Genomic DNA, 17427 nt, shown 5'->3' on the forward strand with positions numbered 1-17427 from the left:
GGGGCGACACCCACGGTCACTGTCGGGTCCGCATAGTGACGGTGAGTTGACCGGCCCCGACCGGCGTGGTGTACTCCCGAACGTGACCGACACCTGTGTGCGCCTGTGGCGGCGGGTCCATATGGACCTCGTCCGCTATGCGGGCTGCGTGTGTCGTCCGTCCTGCTGACTTCGCCTCTTCTCCTTCCGCGCGCGCCGCGACCTTCGCCCGTGCTGCCGCGCGCTCTTCGCGAACTCCCTTCAGGACGGTGCCCCTTGTCTGTCTCCCGTGCCGCCGTTGCCTCCTCGCGGCAGAACCCCACGGCCGACGCCCCCTCCTCGGCCTCCGCTCCGACGCAGGCGGACCTGCTCGACTTCGTCCGGCGCGCCGCCGCCGACACCGAGTTGATCGCCTCGCTCCCGCTCGATCCCGAGGGCCGCACCTGGGTACGGCTCGAAGGCCCCGGTGGCAGCGAGGCCTGGCTGATCGGCTGGCCTCCCGGCACCGGCACCGGCTGGCACGACCACGCCGAGTCGGTCGGGGCGTTCGTCACCGCGTCCGGTGAACTCACCGAGCACTCGCTGGCCGTCCGGCTGCCGGCCGGCGGCTGGAAGACGCTGGAACTGGCCGACGACGTGGACCGCTCACGCCGGCTGCCGGCCGGCAAGGGCCGCGGCTTCGGCCGGCACCATGTGCACGAGGTCCTCAACGAGTCGACCGAGCGGCACGCGATCTCCGTGCACGCCTACTACCCGCCTCTCCCGCTCATCCGCCGGTTCAGCCGCAGCGGCCCGGTCCTGCGCCTGGAACAGGTCGAGCAGCCCGAAGACTGGCAGTGAGCGAGTGCCGAACGGAGGCGAACGACGATGAGCGGTACGGAGAACACCGGTGAACGGCCTGTCGGTATCGACACGTTGCTGGAGCGGGTGCGCGCCGGCTACGAGCGGATCGAACCGCGGGACGCCTACGCGGCCGCCGAGGACGGTGAGGCCCTGCTGGTCGACATCCGGTACGCGGCCCTGCGCGAGCGGGACGGTCTGATCCCGGGCGCGCTGGTCGTCGAGCGCAACGAGCTGGAGTGGCGGCTCGACCCCCAGGGCAGCCATCGCGTCCCCGAGGCCACGGGCCATGACCTGCGGGTCGTGGTGCTCTGCAACGAGGGCTACGCGTCGAGCCTGGCGGCCGAGTCGCTGCACCGCCTGGGGCTGCACCGGGCCACCGACCTGGTCGGCGGCTTCCAGGCATGGCGCGCGGCGGGGCTGCCGGTGACGCCGGGCGCGGAGGGTCAGGGCCCCTCCTGAGCCCTCGGCCCGGCCGGCTCCCGGGCGCTTCCTGAAGCCGGACGCGAACCCGAACGCGATGGGCGCCCCCGCGCGTCCACCGTGTCCGGCATGTCCGGTGTCCCACCGGGCCTCGCCTCAGGCCCCCTCGTCCCCCAGGAAGTCGGTGTCCTCGCCCTCCTCCTCCAGGGCTTGCCGGACCACCCGCAGGGCCATGCCCTCGGGGTAGCCCTTGCGGGCGAGCATGCCCGCGAGGCGGCGCAGGCGCTTGTCGCGGTCGAGTCCGCGTGTGGAACGCAGCTTGCGCGCGACGAGTTCGCGGGCGGTCGTCTCCTCCTGCTCGGAGTCGAGCCGGGAGACGGCCTCGTCGATCAGCGCGGAGTCCACGCCCTTGGTGCGCAGTTCCCTGGCGAGTGCCCGTCGGGCGAGCCCCCGGCCGTGGTGCCGGGAGTCCACCCAGGCGTCCGCGAACGCGCTGTCGTCGATGAGCCCGACCTCCTCGAACCGCGACAGCACCTCCTCGGCGGCGTCGTCCGGGATCTCCCGCTTGCGCAGGGCGTCGGCGAGCTGCTTGCGCGTGCGCGGGGTCCCGGTGAGCAGGCGCAGGCAGATCGCCCGTGCCCGCTCGACCGGGTCCCCCGGAGGCGTCCCCTCCTCGGCCCTCGACGAGGAAGTGGCGCCACCGTCCTCACCGGACGGCTCCGTACGTCCGCGCCGGCGTCGCCCGCGCGGACCCTCAGGGCCGTCCGAACCCCATGCCCCGCCGCGGTTCCGCCCGCGGCGGGGGCCTCCACCGGAGGCAGCGGCACCGTCGTACGCCATGCCGCCCTCCCTCCGGGCCCCTCTGTCGATCCCGCCGACCGCGTCATGGGCCGGGTCTCCGCCGGGGGTGTACCCGCCCGTCCCGGAGGAGCCCTCGTCGGCTCTCCCCCACCCGCGTGGGGCCTGCGGGTGGTCGGTGTACTCGGCCCAGTCCGTTCGCCGTGTCACGGATCAGCTCTTGGCAGCCGTGGCCTTGGTCTTGGCTGCCTTGGCCGCTGCCGGAGCGGGCACCGACTTCGCGGCGTCGTCCGCGGGGGTGGCGGCAGCGGCGTCCGCGCCGGGCTCGGCCGCGGGCTCCTCCGGGCGCACGCCGACGCCCAGCTTCTCCTTGATCTTCCTCTCGATCTCGTTGGCGAGGTCGGGGTTGTCCTTCAGGAAGTTGCGGGCGTTCTCCTTGCCCTGGCCGAGCTGGTCGCCCTCGTACGTGTACCAGGCACCGGCCTTGCGGACGAAGCCGTGCTCCACGCCCATGTCGATCAGGCCGCCCTCGCGGGAGATGCCATGGCCGTAGAGGATGTCGAACTCGGCCTGCTTGAAGGGCGGCGCCACCTTGTTCTTCACGACCTTGCAGCGGGTGCGGTTGCCGACCGCCTCCGTGCCGTCCTTCAGGGTCTCGATGCGGCGGATGTCGATGCGCACCGAGGCGTAGAACTTCAGCGCCCGGCCACCGGTCGTGGTCTCCGGGGAGCCGAACATCACGCCGATCTTCTCGCGGAGCTGGTTGATGAAGATCGCCGTGGTCTTGGACTGGTTGAGCGCGCTGGTGATCTTCCGCAGGGCCTGGCTCATCAGACGGGCCTGGAGACCGACGTGGCTGTCGCCCATCTCGCCCTCGATCTCCGCGCGCGGGACGAGCGCGGCGACGGAGTCGATGACGATGAGGTCGAGGGCGCCGGAGCGGACCAGCATGTCCACGATCTCGAGCGCCTGCTCGCCGTTGTCCGGCTGGGACAGGATCAGGTTGTCGATGTCGACGCCGAGCTTCTTCGCGTACTCGGGGTCGAGCGCGTGCTCCGCGTCCACGAAGGCGACCTGGCCGCCGGCCTTCTGCGCGTTGGCCACGGCGTGCAGGGTCAGGGTCGTCTTACCGGAGGACTCCGGTCCGTAGATCTCCACCACACGGCCGCGCGGCAGGCCGCCGACGCCGAGGGCGACGTCGAGGGCGGTCGATCCGGTCGAGATGACCTCGATCGGCTCCATCGACCGCTCGCCCATGCGCATGACCGCGCCCTTGCCGAATTGCCGTTCAATCTGTGCGAGAGCGGCATCCAGGGCCTTCTCGCGGTCGGTTCCTGCCATGGGTTCCACCCGGTTTGCTTGAGTCGATCGCTTCACGTCAAAGACGCTAACGCCTGCCACTGACAACGCGCCCCGACGCCCGTCCAGCCTGTGGACAACTCGGGGACTTATCCCTCGAAACCGTGGTGAAACGCCCACCGAGTGGCCTGCCGGAGTCTCCATAAGAATAGATGTTCGATTTTCGTGTCAAGCGCGCCACGCCCTCCCGGGGCAGGCCCCTCAGGAAGGCCCCGGCCCCGATCCCCCCGGGTTCTCCGCGTTCCCCGAGTCCCCCGAGTCTCCCGAGTCCGTGCCTGAGCCCGGCCCGGCGCCCGGTCCCGGCTCCTCTCGGGAGTCCGGCCCGGACTGTGCCGTCGAGCCCCCGGTCGGCCGGTTCCATGCCTCACGGGCCCGCCCGACCAGCCCGCGCCCGGCGCCCCGGTCCCGGTGCCCGTGGACGCGAGGGTCGTCGGTGACGTCGTACCGCTTCACGTAGGCACCCAGGAACGCCTGCAGCGTGGCGACCGCCGGAATGGCGATCAGGGCGCCCACCGCACCGAGCAGAGCGGTGCCCGCGACGACCGAGCCGAAGGCGACGGCGGGGTGGATGTCGACGGTCTTGGAGGTCAGCTTGGGCTGGAGGACGTAGTTCTCGAACTGCTGGTAGACCACGACGAAGATCAGCACCCAGAGCGCGTACCAGGGGCCGACGGTGAACGCGATCAGCATGGGCAGGGCGCCCGCGAGATAGGTGCCGATGGTGGGGATGAACTGCGAGACCAGACCCACCCACACGGCGAGCACCGGCGCGTACGGCACATCCAGACTGGCCAGCAGGATGTAGTGGGCTACGCCCGAGATCAGCGCCATCAGACCGCGCGAGTACAGATAGCCGCCGGTCTTGTCGACGGCGATCTCCCAGGCCCGCAGCACCTCGGCCTGCCTGGCCGGCGGCAGCACGGAGCACAGGCCCCGCCGCAGGCGCGGGCCGTCCGCGGCGAAGTAGAACGAGAACAGCGTGATCGTCAGCAGCTGGAACAGGCCGCCGAGCACCTGGGCGGAGACGTCCAGGACACCGGTCGCGCTGTTCTGCACGTAGTTGCGCAGCCAGTCGGACCGCAGCAGCCCCTCCTGGACGTCCACCCGCCGCAGCTCGGTGTTGAAGTGCGTGTTGATCCAGTTGATGACGGAGTCGAGGTACTCCGGGAAGTCCTCGACGATCTTGACGATCTGCCCGGCGAGCATCGACCCCAGAAGGGTCACGAACCCGGCGGAGACGACCATCACGGCGAGGAAGACGATGCCGGTGGCCAGTCCCCGGCGCATGCCGCGGGAGGCCATCCAGCTCACCGCGGGCTCGATGGCGAGCGCCAGGAAGAACGCGATGAGGATGTTGATCAGCAGGCCGGTGAGCTGGTGGAAGGCCCAGCTGCCGAGCTGGAACGCACCGACGAGGGCCAGCGTCAGCACCAGGGCGCGCGGCAGCCAGCGCGGCATGCGCGCGTCCGGCCCGCCACCGGCCTCCCCCGGGGGCGGGGCGGGCGGGGTCGTGCCGAACGGGGGTTCCTGCCGGGCGGGCTGCCCGGTCTCGTCAGTGCGTGCCACGGGGCAAGTCTCGCCCACGGCGGTGACAATCGGACCCGGGCCCGCGATCTCTGTGACGGGTCAGCGCTTCTCCCCCGGGACGTTCATGACCTCGCACACCACACGCCACACGTCCTTGGCGTCCCAGCCGGCCCCCAGTGCCTCGTGCACGGTGCGTCCGCCGAGTTCCGTCATCACATGGTCGCGCGCGAACGTCTCGGCGTTCCCCGGACCGAAGTGCTCCGCCATCCGCTGCCAGAAGACCGTCAACCGCATGCTTTCCGCTCCATGCCCGCCATGACCTGCATGTTTCCAGCGTCTCACACCCCCTCGTGGCCGTCAGGGGGCTTCTGCTGAACCAACTGGCCGGAAGCGCGGGTCAGAACACAGGTGGCATGTCCTGCCGTCCGGCGGTCACCAACGACTGTCGCGTGGCCACCGCCCGCCGCCGAGTCCGGCCGTCTCGTCGTACGTCTGGGTGGCCCCGGGCAGGGCGCTGCCGAAGTCGCGTAGCCGTGCCATCGTGCTCTCGTGCGGCACCACCTGACGGGCCAGTGAGTCCTTGATCTCCTGGCAGACGGCGGTCTCGAGTCCGCAGCGCCGGCAGTCCTCCACATGCGCGGCGACCCGGCGGGCGGTCGCCTCGTCCGCATCGCCGCCGAGGCAGGCTGCAGTACTCGGGGCACTTCCCTGCAGGTCATGGGGTGGCGTGCCGCCCCGCCCGATCACATCCTGCTCCGCTTCGGCTTCGGCGCGACCCCGGCCGCCGCCATGTGCGTCCTCATCCGCTTGCGGGCCCGGTGCAGTCGGCTCATCACGGTGCCCTCCGGTACGTCGAGCACTTCGGCAGCCTCCGCGTAGCTCAGCCCGCCGATGTCCACCAGGCGGACCACCTGGCGGTGTTTGTCGGGCAGAGCGGCCAGCGCGGCGCCGACCAGCTCGTCGAAGCCCTCGCCGAGCACGACCTCCTCCGGCGAGGCCACCGTGTCGGCCGCGGTCATCCGGTCCAGGGCGGCGTCGGGGTCGTCGAGCAGGTGGGGCCTGCGGCGGCGGTGCCGGTTGATCTCCGCGCGCCGCATGATGGTCAGCAGCCAGGCGCGGGGGTGCCGGCCGTCGAACCGGTCGATCGCGTTGTAGGCGCGCAACAGCGTGTCCTGCACCAGATCCTCGGCGTCGGCGGGCTGCGCCGTCAGCGTCATCGCCACCCGCAGCAAGACCTCCACCTCGGGCAGCACGAACTCCGCGAATGCCTTGTCCCGCACCTCCGGCGGCTGCGCCACTGTGTCTCCCAAGGACTAGACCCCCCAGGCCAACCGGAGCATTCCACGAAATGGGGCACGCCGTAACGCGGGTTTCCCGTGCATGACGAAGCCGAGTGCGACGGCGACGACCTCGCTGGGGGCTGTTCTCCCTTACATGCCACCAACGCGGTGAAGCCCTGGTGTGCACGGCGGCGATGCTTGCCCGTGGCGGGGTCGAGCTCGGCGATCCGGTGCCCGGAGCGCACCAGGGCGATCAGCACGGTCCGGGCCAGGGACGGGTTGTCGTCCGACAGGGCGAGGAACCCGGCTCCAGATGCCATTCCGCAGCATCCCCCAGCGGAAAGCCGTCCGGCCCGGCCGGAGCTGCCGCTGCTCAAGCCGCACGGCCAAGCGAGCCGCCAACGGACCGGAGCCGGGTGTCCGGCCGAGCGTCGCTCACCTGCCGGGTGTGCGAGCGGCCCCGTCACCCGGCCCGGTGTGCAGCAGGGACGAGCCGAACCCGCGCAGCCGTTCCACCGCCTGAGCGTCGGGCCGCCCCCGCCGGGCCAGCGACTCCTTGATCTCGCCATATTGGACGGCCTCCACGCCGCAGTCGAGGCAGTCGTCCAGGTGTGCGATCACCTGGCGGGCGGTGACGTCATCCGTCTCCCCGTCCAGATACGCCTGCAGGACACGGATCGCCTCGGCACAGCCCATCCTCGGCCGCGCCGCGTACCGCCGTCTCGGCCACACCCTCATCGCCTACCTCGCCTCGCTCCCGGACCGGCCGTCGCGCCGACGTCGTCGTCTGCGCAACGACGGCTCCGGCACCCGCACACCCCAACCACCGGCGTTCGGGCACGGCTCAGCGGGGAACCAGACCGCTCACCCCGAGCGCCCGGGCAATCCGTACCCCTGCCCACCTGCCAACAGGGGGCGTCGGCGCCCGGACACGGCCCTTTGCACGCAGGGAACCCGCTGACGGCGCCTCCCCATTCCCTTCGGCGGGCGGGCGTCCGCTGTCCAGGCGGTGAACGTGGGTCCGATCAACTCCCAGCGCGCGCCGGACAAGTCGCCGGGGTACGGGCGGCGTCGCGTCATGTTTCGTGGTACCGGCGGGTGCAACCCGATCTCAGGGCCTAAACGGCGTCAACCTGGGGCGCCTTGGGATCAGACAGGAGCGACTCATCAGCCGGGACCCGGCCGCGCTCAGCTTCCGTACCCCGTCCGGGCCATCGGGGTGCACGTCCGACCGGCCGAACCCCTCCATGCCGCGCCGGACCGCACCGCCCTCGCCCTCGCCGGTCCACTCGCCCGCACGGGACGACAGCACGGCCCGCAGCCCGTCCTGGGCCATGGACGCGAAGTCCGCGTACGTGCCCGCGACGGCCAGCGCGAACCGGCGGCATGTTCCACTCAGGGCAGTGGGTCAAGCCCCTTGTGTACGCACCCCTCGTCCTCGTTCCCACCGCCGTGCAGCAGTCCCTCGGCAATACCCCGCAGCCGCTCGACCGCGTCGGCGTCCGGCTCCGACCGGCGGGCGAGCGCGTCCTTGATCTTCCGGTAGGTCTCGACCTCTAGTCCACAGTGGCGGCAGTCCTCCAGATGGGCCGTCACCCGGCGGGCGGTGGCCTCGCCGGTCTCCCCGTCCAGATACGCCTGCAGGATCCGGGCCACCCGCATGCAGTACATCCTGCGCTCGGCGGGCCGTACGCGCTTCGACCACATGTTCACCATTCACCTCGTCCTGGCACCAGCCCGGCCGCAGCCGGCCGGACACGGATCCGCCTGCGCGCTGGGCGCAGTCGCCTCGTCACGGTCGCGTCACGCGTACCCGGCAGAGCGGCCGCCTCCGCGTACGACAGGCCGTCGATGTCCGCCCTGCGCACCACCTGCCCGCACCTGACCAGCAAAGCCTCCGGCGCGCTGTCCACGACCTCGTGAAACGCCGGTCCGACCACGAGCGTTTTCTCCGGGCGCCCGAGCGCGCCCACCGACGCCCCGACAGGACCGTCATCCCGTCGTGCGACCTTGGTGATCCGCCGTCGTGACGCCGTTCGGTGCGCGCCTGACGCATCAGGGTCAGCAGCCAGGCCCGCGGCTGCCGACCGTCGTACCGCTCGCACATCCGGTACGCCCGCAGCGGGGTGTCCCGCACCCGTTCCTCGGCCTGACCCGACCACGCGGTCAGCGCGGTCAGCGTGGTCGCCACCCGCAGCAGCATCTCCACTTCGGGCAGCACGCACCGCGCGAACGCCTTGTCCCGCCCCCTCTGCGCGTGCGGCAGCCATTCCTCCACGATGACGGAAACCCTTCACTCACTCCCGAGTCCGCGCTCCACTCCTGCACGGACCGCAGCGGACGTAGTCGAAGAGTACCCTTTTGTACAGATTGTCCCTGCTCCAGCATTCCATGGCCGGAGGTCATCATGGACGTCCTGGTACTCATCGGCCGCATCCTCTTCGTGGCCCTCTTCCTCGCCTCGGCTCTCAGCCACTTCACGCAGACCAGGACGATGGCCGAGTACGCCGCATCCAAAGGTGCCCCGTCCTCCGACGCAGTGATCCGCGGCACCGGTCTGTTGCTCCTCGTCGGCTCACTGAGCGTCCTGCTCGGCATCTGGGCCGACCTCGGCGCGCTGCTGCTGGCCGTGTTCCTGATCCCGACCGCGCTGCTGATGCACGCGTTCTGGAAGGAGAGCGACGCCCAGTCCCGGCAGTTGGAAATGGTCCAGTTCCTGAAGGACATAGCGCTGGCCGGGGCCTCGCTGATGCTGCTCGCCCTCATCTCTCACGCCGGTGGGGACCTCGGGCTGACCATCACCGGTCCGGCGTTCGACATCGGCTGACACGGCGCTCGGCTCAGTACGCGTCCACCTTCGTACGGCCTGTCTCCTACCGGTTCACATTCCGGGCCCGCGCCGTCACGGTCCGTCCGGCTCCGGTGCCGGGTCGGGCTGCGGCGGGCGGAAGCCCCAATCGGTGGCCTTGGCGACCGCCTCCAACTGGGACCGCGCGTCCAGCTTCTCCAGGATCCCGCGTACGTGAGTGCGCACGGTGGCGTAGCTGATGGTGAGGTGGTCGGCGATGGCCCGGTTGTCGAGGCCCTGGGTCATGAGGGCGAGGATCTCCCGCTCTCGCGCGGTGAGGCTCTCCAGACGTTCCGTCTGCCGGGCGGAGGCACGGGTGCTCTCACGGTGGCGGGCGAGAACTTCCATGAGAGTGCGGGCGGGAATGAGGGTCTCGCCCGCGGCCGCGGAACGGATGGCCGTGGCGATCTCGTCGCCGCCCGCCGACTTGAGCAGGTATCCGCTGGCGCCGGCCTCGACCGCGGCCAGCAGAGCGGCGTCGCTGGTGTCGGCGCTGAGGAACACGACCGCGATGGCGGGGTCGTGGGCGCGGATGTGGGCCGCGGCCTCCGCACCGGTGCCATCGGGCAGCCGGTAGTCGATCAGCGCCACCTGTGGAGAGAGTTGCTCCGTCATCGGCACGGCTTCGGCCACGGAGTCGGACCAGCCGACAACGGTCAGGTCGTCGTACTCGTCGAGCAGGGCCCACAGTCCCTCGGCGACAGCCCGGTGGTCCTCGACAAGGAGCACCTTGGTGAGTTCGGGTGCCTGGTTCATGGCCCGGGGTCCTTCGGCACGGACGTGCCGTTCTCCTCCGTTCCGGATTCCGTGGACGGTGAGGGCGTCCCCTCGATCGGAACCCAGAACTCGACGGTGGTGCCTACTCCCGGCTCGCTCTCCACGCGGCTCCAGCCTCCCGCCATCTGGGCGCGTTCGTGGATGAGGGTGAGGCCCAGGTGACCGGGGCGGGACTCGACTTCGAGGGGGTCGTAGCCCGCGCCGTCGTCGACGATCCGCATCAGGCAGCCGTCGTTGAGGCCGAGCAGTTGGACTCGGACTGTCTTGGCCCGAGCGTGCTTGAGCACGTTCATCAGGGCTTCCTGGGCGGTCCGGTAGAGGAGCACCATGGGCTCGACGGACAGAGGGGTCTCCAGCCGGTCCTCGAACTTGTAGTGCGTGCCGGTCTCGACGCGCATCCGGTCGAGGAACGTCTGCAGGGCGGTGGCCAGGCTGCCGTGCTCCAGGTCGGGGGGCCGCAGATCGAAGATGAGTTGGCGCAGGCGGCTGAGGGAAAGTTTCAGGGTCTCGTCCAGCCGGTCCATCACCTGGACGTCCTTGGGGTCGGTCAGCCGCCTGCGCAGCTGCTGCAGGCGCAGGCCGGCGGCGGTGATGACCTGGATGGTGTCGTCGTGGATGTCGGCGGCGATGCGCCGGCGTTCCTCCTCCTGGGCGTGGATGAGGTGGCTGAGCAGTGCCTGCCGGTCGCGGTCGGTACCCTCCAGGAGTTCCAGGCTGCGTTCGAGGACGAACTGGGCGCGCTGCACCTCGGTGATGTCCCGTACCGTCAGGACGGCGAACACGTTCCCGGCGGTGCGCAGCGGACTGACGCTCACATCGACCGGGAACTGCTTGGAGTCCTGGCGTCGGCCGACCAGTTCCACGCGGCGTCCCGCCGGTTCCTGGCGCGGATCGGCCCAGTCGCTGAGTGAGACGGTCAACGGCTGATCGGGCAGCAGCACCTCGAGTCGCGTGCCGATCAACTGCTCGTGGCTGTACCCGAAGAGGGATTCGGCACGGGGGCTGGCCTGGCGGACGCGGTCCTCGGCGTCCACGACCAGCATCGCGTCGGGAGAGGACTCGACGAGCTGGTGCAGCCGATCACCGGTCCCGCCCGCCTCGCCGAGGTCCGTCACGTACACCACGCGACGGGGACGCCCGCCCCGCAGTCGGCCGCCGCCGATCCGCGCGGGGAACTCCGAGCCGTCCCGGCGCAGACCCGGCGTGACCGGAGCGATCAGCTCTTCGGTGGCCACACCGGCACCGGAATGTTCGGGCAGCAGGTCGCGCAGCCGCTTGCCGCGCAGTTCCGACGCGCTATAACCGAACATGTGCCGGGCGTGGCCGTTGGCGAGTTCGACACGGTCCTGGGCCCCTACGACCAGCACGCCGCAAGGCGCCTGTTCGAGCACGTCCAGGCATGCCTTCTCGTCGATACGGGTGAGAGCGGCTGTCGCCCCGGGCACCGGCGGTCTGGGGACGCGCCGCAGTGGTTCCAGGTAGGCCTCCGCCAGTTCGGCCGACGTGCTGAACTGGCCACGGGCCGCGCGGGTGATGGCTTCGAGGATCTCCTCCGCGGGCGCGCCCTTGACCAGATATCCGACGGCCCCGGCGAGGAGCACATCGGTCACGGTCTCCCGGTCGGCGTACGCGGAGAGGGCCAGAATCCTCGTGTCCGGCGCGCGTTCACGGAGGGTGCGTACGGTGGTGGGGGCGTCGCCCTTGGGCATCTGCACGTCCAGGACCAGGACCCGCGGATGCGTCCGGGCGGCCACCGCGACCGTCTGCGCGTGGTCGACGGCCAGGCCCACCAGTTCGAAGGCCGGGTGGGACTCGACCAGGTCGGCGAGCGCCTCGCGGACCTCGGCGTCGTTGTCGGCCACCATGACCGGGATGCGGTGAGTCATGGCCGCCGGCTCCTCCCGAGCACGGCGTCCGGCAGGTGGCGGGGGCCGAGCTGGTCGCGCCGGCACACGCCCAGGGAGGGCATCACGGCGGCAACCGGGGCGATCAGAACGTCGTAGTGGCCGCCGATCCGGTCGCAGACCGCGATCGCCATCACCGCGTCCCACACCGCTGCCCAGAACGCCCAGTCGTGCCTCTGGTGGCTCAGCGCCGCGTCCAGGGCCGCCCGGCGGGCCACGGACGCCGCCACGAGAATGCGATAGCGCTCCTCGTCCGTGGTCGTGCGCCGGACTTCGGCCCACGCCTCGGCGCGGGTCTGGCTGGACGTCTGCCGCCACAGGCCGGCCACCCGGTCGATCTCCTGCGGCGACAGGTCCTCGATGTGGGTGAGAAACTGCAGGACCCGTCGGGTGTTGGGCCCGAAGACGACGCTCATGGTGTGCTCCTCCCGTGTCGGTCGCCGTGCGGCTCCGGCCGTTCGTCCGGCCCGTCCGGTCTACTACCCCTGGTCCTGCTGACCTTGGTCCTGCTGTCCCTGGTCCTGCTGACCTTGGTCCTGTTGTCCTTGGTCCTGCTGACCTTGGTCCTGCTGTCCCTGGTCCTGCTGTCCCTGGTCCTGCTGACCTTGGTCCTGCTGACCCTGGTCCTGCTGTCCCTGGTCCTGCTGACCTTGGTCCTGCTGACCCTCCCCCTTGGCCGAGTTGACGGATGCCTTGGCCTCTCCGCCACTCTTGCTGCCGACGAGCTTGAAGGTCACTCCGCCCTCGTCGGCCTTGGTGATCGGGTACGAACCCACGGCCTCCGCGTTGCCCTTGGCGTCGACCTGGAAGGTCGTGACCTTCTTGCCGTCGCCGCCCGGGCCGCCGGCGTAGAGGGTCACGGTCTCGTTCGCGGCGAAGCCGGTGACATAGAAGCTCACCGCCGTACCGGCCTTGCCGGAGTAGGCGCTGGGCTCGGCGGCCGGCGTGTAGGGCATCACCTGGAAGCCGGAGCGGACCACGGCCCGGGTGCGCTCTCCGATCGCGGTGAGGCTCTGCTTGCCCTTCAAGCCGAAGGGCACGTCGAAGGACACGGACCCGACCTTGCCGTTGGCGTCGGCGGTGGCGGTGAAGGCAGGGACGCCGCTGGCGCTGTTGATGTAGTACAGGACACGCTCCGCCGGGGCGAACCCGCCGGCGGAGACGGTGATCCGGTGTCCGGACTTCAGGGCGTACGGCGACGACTTGAGCGTCGGGTACAAGCCCAGGATCTGGAAGGGCGCGGTAGCCGTGGTCTTGCTCTTCTCACCGACCAGGATCAGCGTGCTGACACCGGTGGGGGCGACGCCGACCTTGACGTCGGCGCGGCCGATGCCGCCGGATTCGTCGGCGGTCAGGCTGGCGTCCGGCTTTCCGCCGACGCGGCCCCAGAAGACGTCGATCTTCTCCCCGGCCCCGAAGCCCCGGATGCTCAGAGACACACGGTCCCCGGGCTTGCCCACCGCCTTGCTGATCTTCACCGAGCCGACCACGCCGCCCGAGACGAACTGGGCCTCGGCCACCTTGTCGGCGTCGCGTTGCTGTGCGACCAGGACGGCGCCCCGGTTGACGTTCTCGGGCACCGCGATCTGTGCGTTGATCGACCCGGTCTTGTCGGTTTTCGCCGTGCCTATGCTCTTTCCCTCGCTCTTCTTGGCCGAGGTCTTCAGGAACAGGTCCACGGTGGACTTCGCGTCGAAGCCCGCGCCCTCGACGGTGGCCTTGCCACCGGGCGTGACCAGGCCGGGGTTGAGCACGATGACCGGCCCGGACTCCCGCGGGATCTTCTGGTTCCCCAGCTTGACCGACTTCGGCTTCTTGGTCGGTTTCTTGATCTCCTTGGGCGCGCTCTTCTGGTGCTGGGACTTGTCGCCGGTCGTGTTCAGAGCGCCGCCGAATCCGCTGCTTCTCGCGATCTGGAAGAGGGACCCGACGACGATGAGCGCGATGGCGGCCATCAGGAACCTCTTCCAGGTGAACCCACTCTTCTTTCCTCCGGGTGCTCCTGGAGGTGCCTGTTCGTCCTCCTCGAGGCTTTCCGGTATGTCCTCTTCCCTGTTCTCGGGGTTCTCCGGCATGACGTTCACCTCCTCGGCCCGGGGCTAACCGACCCGGTAGATCTGCAGTTTGATGTCGCCCTGACCCGTCTCCCAGACCTTCTTCGCGTTCTTCAGTCCGGCCAGGATCCAGTTCTCGCGGCCGTCGCCGTTGTTGCCGTTCATTGACTGCCGCATCTTGTTGGACATGACGATGTAGTCGATGTTCTGCCATCGCTTGGCGAAGAGTCTGTCGCGTACGTCGGGGTCGGCTGAGGCGTTCCAATGGGAGTGCGCGAACGGATAGAACGGAGGGACGTCGTGAAGTGCGCTCCACAGGTCGTCGTCCATGATGATCCGCGCGTCCGACGGGACGTTCTCCCGTATCCAGGCGACTTGTTGCTCCTGCATACGGGTCAGGTTCAACTTCGGGTGGTACTGGTCCGCGACCGCCACCCGCCCCTCGTCATTGACCGTCAGCAGATAGCCGGTCACCGGTACGAGCAACAGCACTGCCGCAGCCGCGGCCGGCACTGCGATCCGCAGCCGGGGACGCAGCCGCCCCACCAGCCGATCGGTCACCATGCCGATGCTCATCGCGAACAGCGGGATCATCGGAGCGATGTAGAAGTCCAGCAGGACACTGCCCCGCACGAGATAGAAGGCATAGGCGACGGCCATCGTGCCGACCACGAGGAATCCCAGGTTGCGCTGACGGTCCCTGAGCCCCCAGTACAGGGCGGCCAGCATGGCGAGCAGACCGAGGACCAGGAACAGTCCGTCCCTCGGGAGCCAGCTGTTGTACAGGAAGCTGCCCTGGCCGAGCAGGGATCCCTGGTTGCGGTTGAGCTGCCACCACAAGGTGTAGAGCAGGGACACGTGATCGGCCGGCGGGTTGTTCAGGTCGAAGTCGAGGCCACTGGGCACCAGCTCGTTCTTCAGCACCGCGTACAGGACGTAGGCACCGAGCGGGATCACCATCGCGAACGGCCACAGCGACCTGGTGAACCGGCGTTGGGTGGAGCCCTTCACCCTGCGGTGCAACAGGTACACCAGGGTGGGGACGAAGAAGAGCGCGTTCTCCTTGGTGATCAGCGCGATGCCCAATGCGGAGCCGGCACCCACCGCGTGCCGGATCCTCATGTCGCGGCCGATCAGCAGGTACAGGCTCAGCAGCGCCCAGAACATCATGAGGTTGTCCAGCAGGACCTGCCGCTGGTAATAGACGGCGAGCGGCGAGACGTTGTAGAAGAACGCGGCAACGGAGGCGGCCAGGATGCTGCCGCTCAGCCGCCGGACGATCTCGAAAAGCAGGGCCACGCTGACCAGGTGGACCAGCAGCATCAGGAACCGGCCGGTGTTGATGGCGTTGCCGAACGTCTCGAACTGGCCCGGCAGCGGGAAGGCGAAGCCGGCGAGCTGGATCCAGCCGCCGGGCGCGTGGTCGTAGTCGTAGGTGTACGGCGACAGCCGGGTCTGCCGGACCAGCGACCAGGCCCGCTGCATGTAGATGCCCTCGTCGGTGAGGTACAACGGGTACTGGAACAGGTGCCAGCCGTGCGTGACCAGCCCGGTGACCACAGCGGCTCCCAGCGCGATCCGCCCGCGCTGCCCCAGCTCGGGGAACCGGCCCAGCTTGACGACCGGCCGTGTGTCCTTCCGGGTCGGCGCCGGGGCTCGTCCGGTCGGTGCGGACTGCCCCTCATGTACGACGGCCAGTTGGGGCCTCGTCGCACGAGGTCCTGTCCCACGCCGTCTCATCTCACGCGGCATCGGAGTCCGCCCCCGACGACTCGGCCCGGTGAGCGCCGACGTGCTGGGTCTTCTCCCAGTTGTTCTGGCCGGTCAGCTGGCGTCGCATGGCGCGCAGCGCGGCGTAGGAGAGGACGAGTTGGTACGGGTACCAGGCGATGGCCATTTTCAGCACGGCCTTCGGAGTGGCCTGGAGGCCGTGGGCGTCGGTGAACTCGTACAGGCCCACGGTCTGCGTCACGAAGTGCGCCGCCAGCATCAGTACGGGTAGCCAGGAGATGAGCGCGATCAGCACCGGCACCTTGAGGAAGAACATCATGCCGAGGGAGACCAGTAGGTACAGGCCGAGCAGGGCCTGTCCATGCGGGAAGGCCAGCACGTAGAAGGCGAGCCAGCGCTGCTTGCGGGTGGGCATCTGCTTCCAGGTGCCCTTTTTCAGAGTCTGCATGAAGCCCTGGCTCCACCTGGTGCGCTGGCGGATGAACTGCTCGAGTGTGGGCGGCGTCTCCTCCTTGGTGACGTACCGGTCGTCGTAGACGACCCTCACCCGCTCTCCCGCGGCGGACACCCGCAGGCCCAGTTCCGCGTCCTCGGTGAGGTTGTACTCGTCCCAGCCGCCGAGCCGCACCAGCAGCTCGCGCTCGAAGAACACGGTGTTGCCGCCGAGCGGAATGGAACCCTCAATGGCGTGGTAGTGCAGGCGGCTCTTGAACCAGAAGAAGTACTCCAGCACGTTCAATGCCGAGTACCAGGTGGACTGATAGTTCATCAGTTGCACGCCGGCCTGGACGACCTTGACCTTGTCCTGAATCATCACCGTGTTGACCAGGTCGAAGATGGCCGGGTGGATGTCGTCCTCGGCGTCGAAGATGGTCACCACGCCATTACTCGCCTGGGGCAGAGCCGCGTTGAGGCCGTGCGGCTTGTTGACGGGCTTGTCGTCGAAGACGACGACCTCGACGTTGTGCAGCCCCTCCCGATGGAGTGCGGCGATCTTCTCCTCGGCCTTGCCGATCGTGCCGGTGTCGTCCGCCGAGCAGATCACGAAGACCTCCAGCAACTCGGCCGGATAGTCGGCGCGCACCACACGGTCGATGGTGGTCTGGATGACGTCCTCTTCGTGCCGGGCGGGCAGCAGCACGCTGAACGACAGCTCCGGTGGCAGGAACTCCTCCGGCACCTTCGCCTTCGCCTCCGCCTGCGGCTGATCCCAGGTGTAGAGCATCAAGTAGAGGACGTGGGCCGACTGCACCGTGAGCAGGATGGAGATCAGAACCAGTCCGGTGTACAGCAGGAGCGTCATCATCGGTTCCTCCTCCGGGTCCTGCCCCACACCCACTGCACGCTGGAGGCGTAGTTGACCGAGAAGGCGGCAGCGATGGCGAGGAGGTTCGCCACCAGGAGATGGACTCCGACGTGTACGAGGGTCCACACGACGAGCACATTGGCCGCGAGGCCGGCGAGCATGGACATGTTGAACTTCCCGAACCGCCTGAGCGACGGCGCACGCACCGCGAAGGTCCACCGGTCGTTCAGCACGTAGTTGTGGGCCACGGCAAGCTCGACGGCCACCGCCGACGCGACGACCAGCGGCACACTCAGCAGGCGATGAAGGACGTACAGGGCTGCCGTATTCACGACCGTGCCCGCGCCACCGACCACCGCGAACCGCAGCACCCGGCTCGTCGGAAGCCTTCTGATCCAGCCGCCGCGGGCCTGGGGGGCAGTATTCCGGGCCGGTTCCCCCGCCGCTCGGGCCGGTTCCCCCGCCGCTCGTGGCTCGTCGGTGTGGACCGGTACCGTTCGGAAGTAGTGCATCGCGGCTCCTCCGAGGCGAGAGCGCTGCGGCCCCGCCCGGCGGGACCTCCGACACCAGCCTGCACGCGCGAGCAGTCGCGAACATCACG

19 protein-coding genes are annotated in these 17427 nt (G+C 69.5%); 4 read left to right on the plus strand and 15 right to left on the minus strand.

Going from position 1 to position 17427, the window contains the following annotated elements; genetic code table 11:
- Positions 1-97: 97 nt before the first annotated feature.
- From ACFRAC_RS17620 to ACFRAC_RS17630, 3 genes are all read left to right on the plus strand, one after another.
- Entirely contained in the window at positions 98-169 is a 72-nt protein-coding gene (locus ACFRAC_RS17620) for a putative leader peptide (protein ID WP_309544753.1), read from the plus strand.
- A gap of 86 nt (positions 170-255) precedes the next feature.
- Positions 256-819, plus strand: coding sequence for a cysteine dioxygenase (locus tag ACFRAC_RS17625; RefSeq protein WP_382924784.1), 564 nt, complete (start codon positions 256-258; stop codon positions 817-819).
- 27 nt (positions 820-846) lie between these two features.
- Positions 847-1281 (plus strand): rhodanese-like domain-containing protein, encoded by a 435-nt coding sequence (locus ACFRAC_RS17630; RefSeq protein ID WP_382924785.1) that lies wholly within the window; start codon positions 847-849, stop codon positions 1279-1281.
- A 117-nt stretch (positions 1282-1398) separates the two neighbouring features.
- On the opposite strand, the gene recX is transcribed toward ACFRAC_RS17630, so the two are convergent.
- The 8 genes from recX to ACFRAC_RS17670 form a co-directional block, all read right to left on the minus strand.
- Positions 1399-2250 carry a recombination regulator RecX gene (gene recX / locus ACFRAC_RS17635; protein WP_382924786.1) on the minus strand — a complete coding sequence of 284 codons (852 nt, stop codon included), beginning with the start codon at positions 2248-2250 and terminating at the stop codon, positions 1399-1401.
- Positions 2251-2253: 3 nt separating this feature from the next.
- Positions 2254-3381 carry a recombinase RecA gene (gene recA / locus ACFRAC_RS17640; RefSeq protein ID WP_382924787.1) on the minus strand — a complete coding sequence of 376 codons (1128 nt, stop codon included), beginning with the start codon at positions 3379-3381 and terminating at the stop codon, positions 2254-2256.
- 219 nt (positions 3382-3600) lie between these two features.
- Entirely contained in the window at positions 3601-4965 is a 1365-nt protein-coding gene (locus ACFRAC_RS17645; protein ID WP_382924788.1) for an AI-2E family transporter, read from the minus strand.
- Positions 4966-5025: 60 nt separating this feature from the next.
- Positions 5026-5220, minus strand: coding sequence for a DUF3046 domain-containing protein (locus ACFRAC_RS17650; protein WP_382924789.1), 195 nt, complete (start codon positions 5218-5220; stop codon positions 5026-5028).
- Positions 5221-5358: 138 nt separating this feature from the next.
- A complete protein-coding gene (locus ACFRAC_RS17655) occupies positions 5359-5673 on the minus strand; it encodes a hypothetical protein (protein ID WP_382924790.1) in 315 nt (104 codons plus the stop codon).
- Positions 5670-6224, minus strand: coding sequence for an RNA polymerase sigma factor (locus ACFRAC_RS17660; RefSeq protein WP_382924791.1), 555 nt, complete (start codon positions 6222-6224; stop codon positions 5670-5672). The genes ACFRAC_RS17655 and ACFRAC_RS17660 overlap by 4 nt, the downstream gene beginning before the upstream one ends.
- A 417-nt stretch (positions 6225-6641) precedes the next feature.
- Positions 6642-6944 (minus strand): anti-sigma factor family protein, encoded by a 303-nt coding sequence (locus ACFRAC_RS17665; protein ID WP_382924792.1) that lies wholly within the window; start codon positions 6942-6944, stop codon positions 6642-6644.
- A gap of 657 nt (positions 6945-7601) precedes the next feature.
- Complete coding sequence (locus ACFRAC_RS17670; RefSeq protein WP_382924793.1) at positions 7602-7913, minus strand: anti-sigma factor family protein; 312 nt, start codon at positions 7911-7913, stop codon at positions 7602-7604.
- Between the two features lie 700 nt (positions 7914-8613).
- Between ACFRAC_RS17670 and ACFRAC_RS17675 the strand changes: the two genes are divergently transcribed.
- On the plus strand, positions 8614-9033 hold the full coding sequence (locus ACFRAC_RS17675; RefSeq protein ID WP_382924794.1) for a DoxX family membrane protein: 420 nt from the start codon (positions 8614-8616) through the stop codon (positions 9031-9033).
- Between the two features lie 75 nt (positions 9034-9108).
- Here ACFRAC_RS17675 and ACFRAC_RS17680 read toward each other — a convergent pair whose 3' ends face one another.
- The 7 genes from ACFRAC_RS17680 to ACFRAC_RS17710 form a co-directional block, all read right to left on the minus strand.
- Positions 9109-9810: a response regulator gene (locus ACFRAC_RS17680; RefSeq protein ID WP_382924795.1), complete on the minus strand. Its 702-nt coding sequence runs from the start codon at positions 9808-9810 to the stop codon at positions 9109-9111.
- Entirely contained in the window at positions 9807-11717 is a 1911-nt protein-coding gene (locus tag ACFRAC_RS17685) for a PAS domain S-box protein (protein WP_382924796.1), read from the minus strand. Before ACFRAC_RS17685 ends, ACFRAC_RS17680 begins: the two co-directional genes overlap by 4 nt.
- Positions 11714-12151 (minus strand): hypothetical protein, encoded by a 438-nt coding sequence (locus ACFRAC_RS17690; protein ID WP_382924797.1) that lies wholly within the window; start codon positions 12149-12151, stop codon positions 11714-11716. Before ACFRAC_RS17690 ends, ACFRAC_RS17685 begins: the two co-directional genes overlap by 4 nt.
- A gap of 63 nt (positions 12152-12214) precedes the next feature.
- Entirely contained in the window at positions 12215-13810 is a 1596-nt protein-coding gene (locus ACFRAC_RS17695; RefSeq protein ID WP_382924798.1) for a hypothetical protein, read from the minus strand.
- Positions 13811-13834: 24 nt separating this feature from the next.
- Positions 13835-15349, minus strand: coding sequence for an ArnT family glycosyltransferase (locus tag ACFRAC_RS17700; protein WP_382924799.1), 1515 nt, complete (start codon positions 15347-15349; stop codon positions 13835-13837).
- 181 nt (positions 15350-15530) lie between these two features.
- On the minus strand, positions 15531-16826 hold the full coding sequence (locus tag ACFRAC_RS17705) for a glycosyltransferase (protein WP_382924800.1): 1296 nt from the start codon (positions 16824-16826) through the stop codon (positions 15531-15533).
- Complete coding sequence (locus tag ACFRAC_RS17710) at positions 16823-17338, minus strand: GtrA family protein (protein WP_382924801.1); 516 nt, start codon at positions 17336-17338, stop codon at positions 16823-16825. The genes ACFRAC_RS17705 and ACFRAC_RS17710 overlap by 4 nt, the downstream gene beginning before the upstream one ends.
- Positions 17339-17427 lie beyond the last annotated feature (89 nt).

Source organism: Streptomyces sp. NPDC056628 (assembly GCF_042792555.1).
Lineage (GTDB): Bacteria > Actinomycetota > Actinomycetes > Streptomycetales > Streptomycetaceae > Streptomyces.

What these genes read in the sequence shown, in the direction of transcription:
- ACFRAC_RS17630 (WP_382924785.1), top strand. Translation starts at nt 847, where the DNA reads ATGAGCGGTACGGAGAACACCGGTGAACGGCCTGTCGGTATCGACACG.
- recA (WP_382924787.1), bottom strand. Translation starts at nt 3,381, where the DNA reads ATGGCAGGAACCGACCGCGAGAAGGCCCTGGATGCCGCTCTCGCACAG.
- ACFRAC_RS17650 (WP_382924789.1), bottom strand. Translation starts at nt 5,220, where the DNA reads ATGCGGTTGACGGTCTTCTGGCAGCGGATGGCGGAGCACTTCGGTCCG.
- ACFRAC_RS17665 (WP_382924792.1), bottom strand. Translation starts at nt 6,944, where the DNA reads ATGAGGGTGTGGCCGAGACGGCGGTACGCGGCGCGGCCGAGGATGGGC.
- ACFRAC_RS17670 (WP_382924793.1), bottom strand. Translation starts at nt 7,913, where the DNA reads ATGTGGTCGAAGCGCGTACGGCCCGCCGAGCGCAGGATGTACTGCATG.
- ACFRAC_RS17675 (WP_382924794.1), top strand. Translation starts at nt 8,614, where the DNA reads ATGGACGTCCTGGTACTCATCGGCCGCATCCTCTTCGTGGCCCTCTTC.
- ACFRAC_RS17680 (WP_382924795.1), bottom strand. Translation starts at nt 9,810, where the DNA reads ATGAACCAGGCACCCGAACTCACCAAGGTGCTCCTTGTCGAGGACCAC.
- ACFRAC_RS17685 (WP_382924796.1), bottom strand. Translation starts at nt 11,717, where the DNA reads ATGACTCACCGCATCCCGGTCATGGTGGCCGACAACGACGCCGAGGTC.
- ACFRAC_RS17690 (WP_382924797.1), bottom strand. Translation starts at nt 12,151, where the DNA reads ATGAGCGTCGTCTTCGGGCCCAACACCCGACGGGTCCTGCAGTTTCTC.
- ACFRAC_RS17695 (WP_382924798.1), bottom strand. Translation starts at nt 13,810, where the DNA reads ATGCCGGAGAACCCCGAGAACAGGGAAGAGGACATACCGGAAAGCCTC.
- ACFRAC_RS17705 (WP_382924800.1), bottom strand. Translation starts at nt 16,826, where the DNA reads ATGATGACGCTCCTGCTGTACACCGGACTGGTTCTGATCTCCATCCTG.
- ACFRAC_RS17710 (WP_382924801.1), bottom strand. Translation starts at nt 17,338, where the DNA reads ATGCACTACTTCCGAACGGTACCGGTCCACACCGACGAGCCACGAGCG.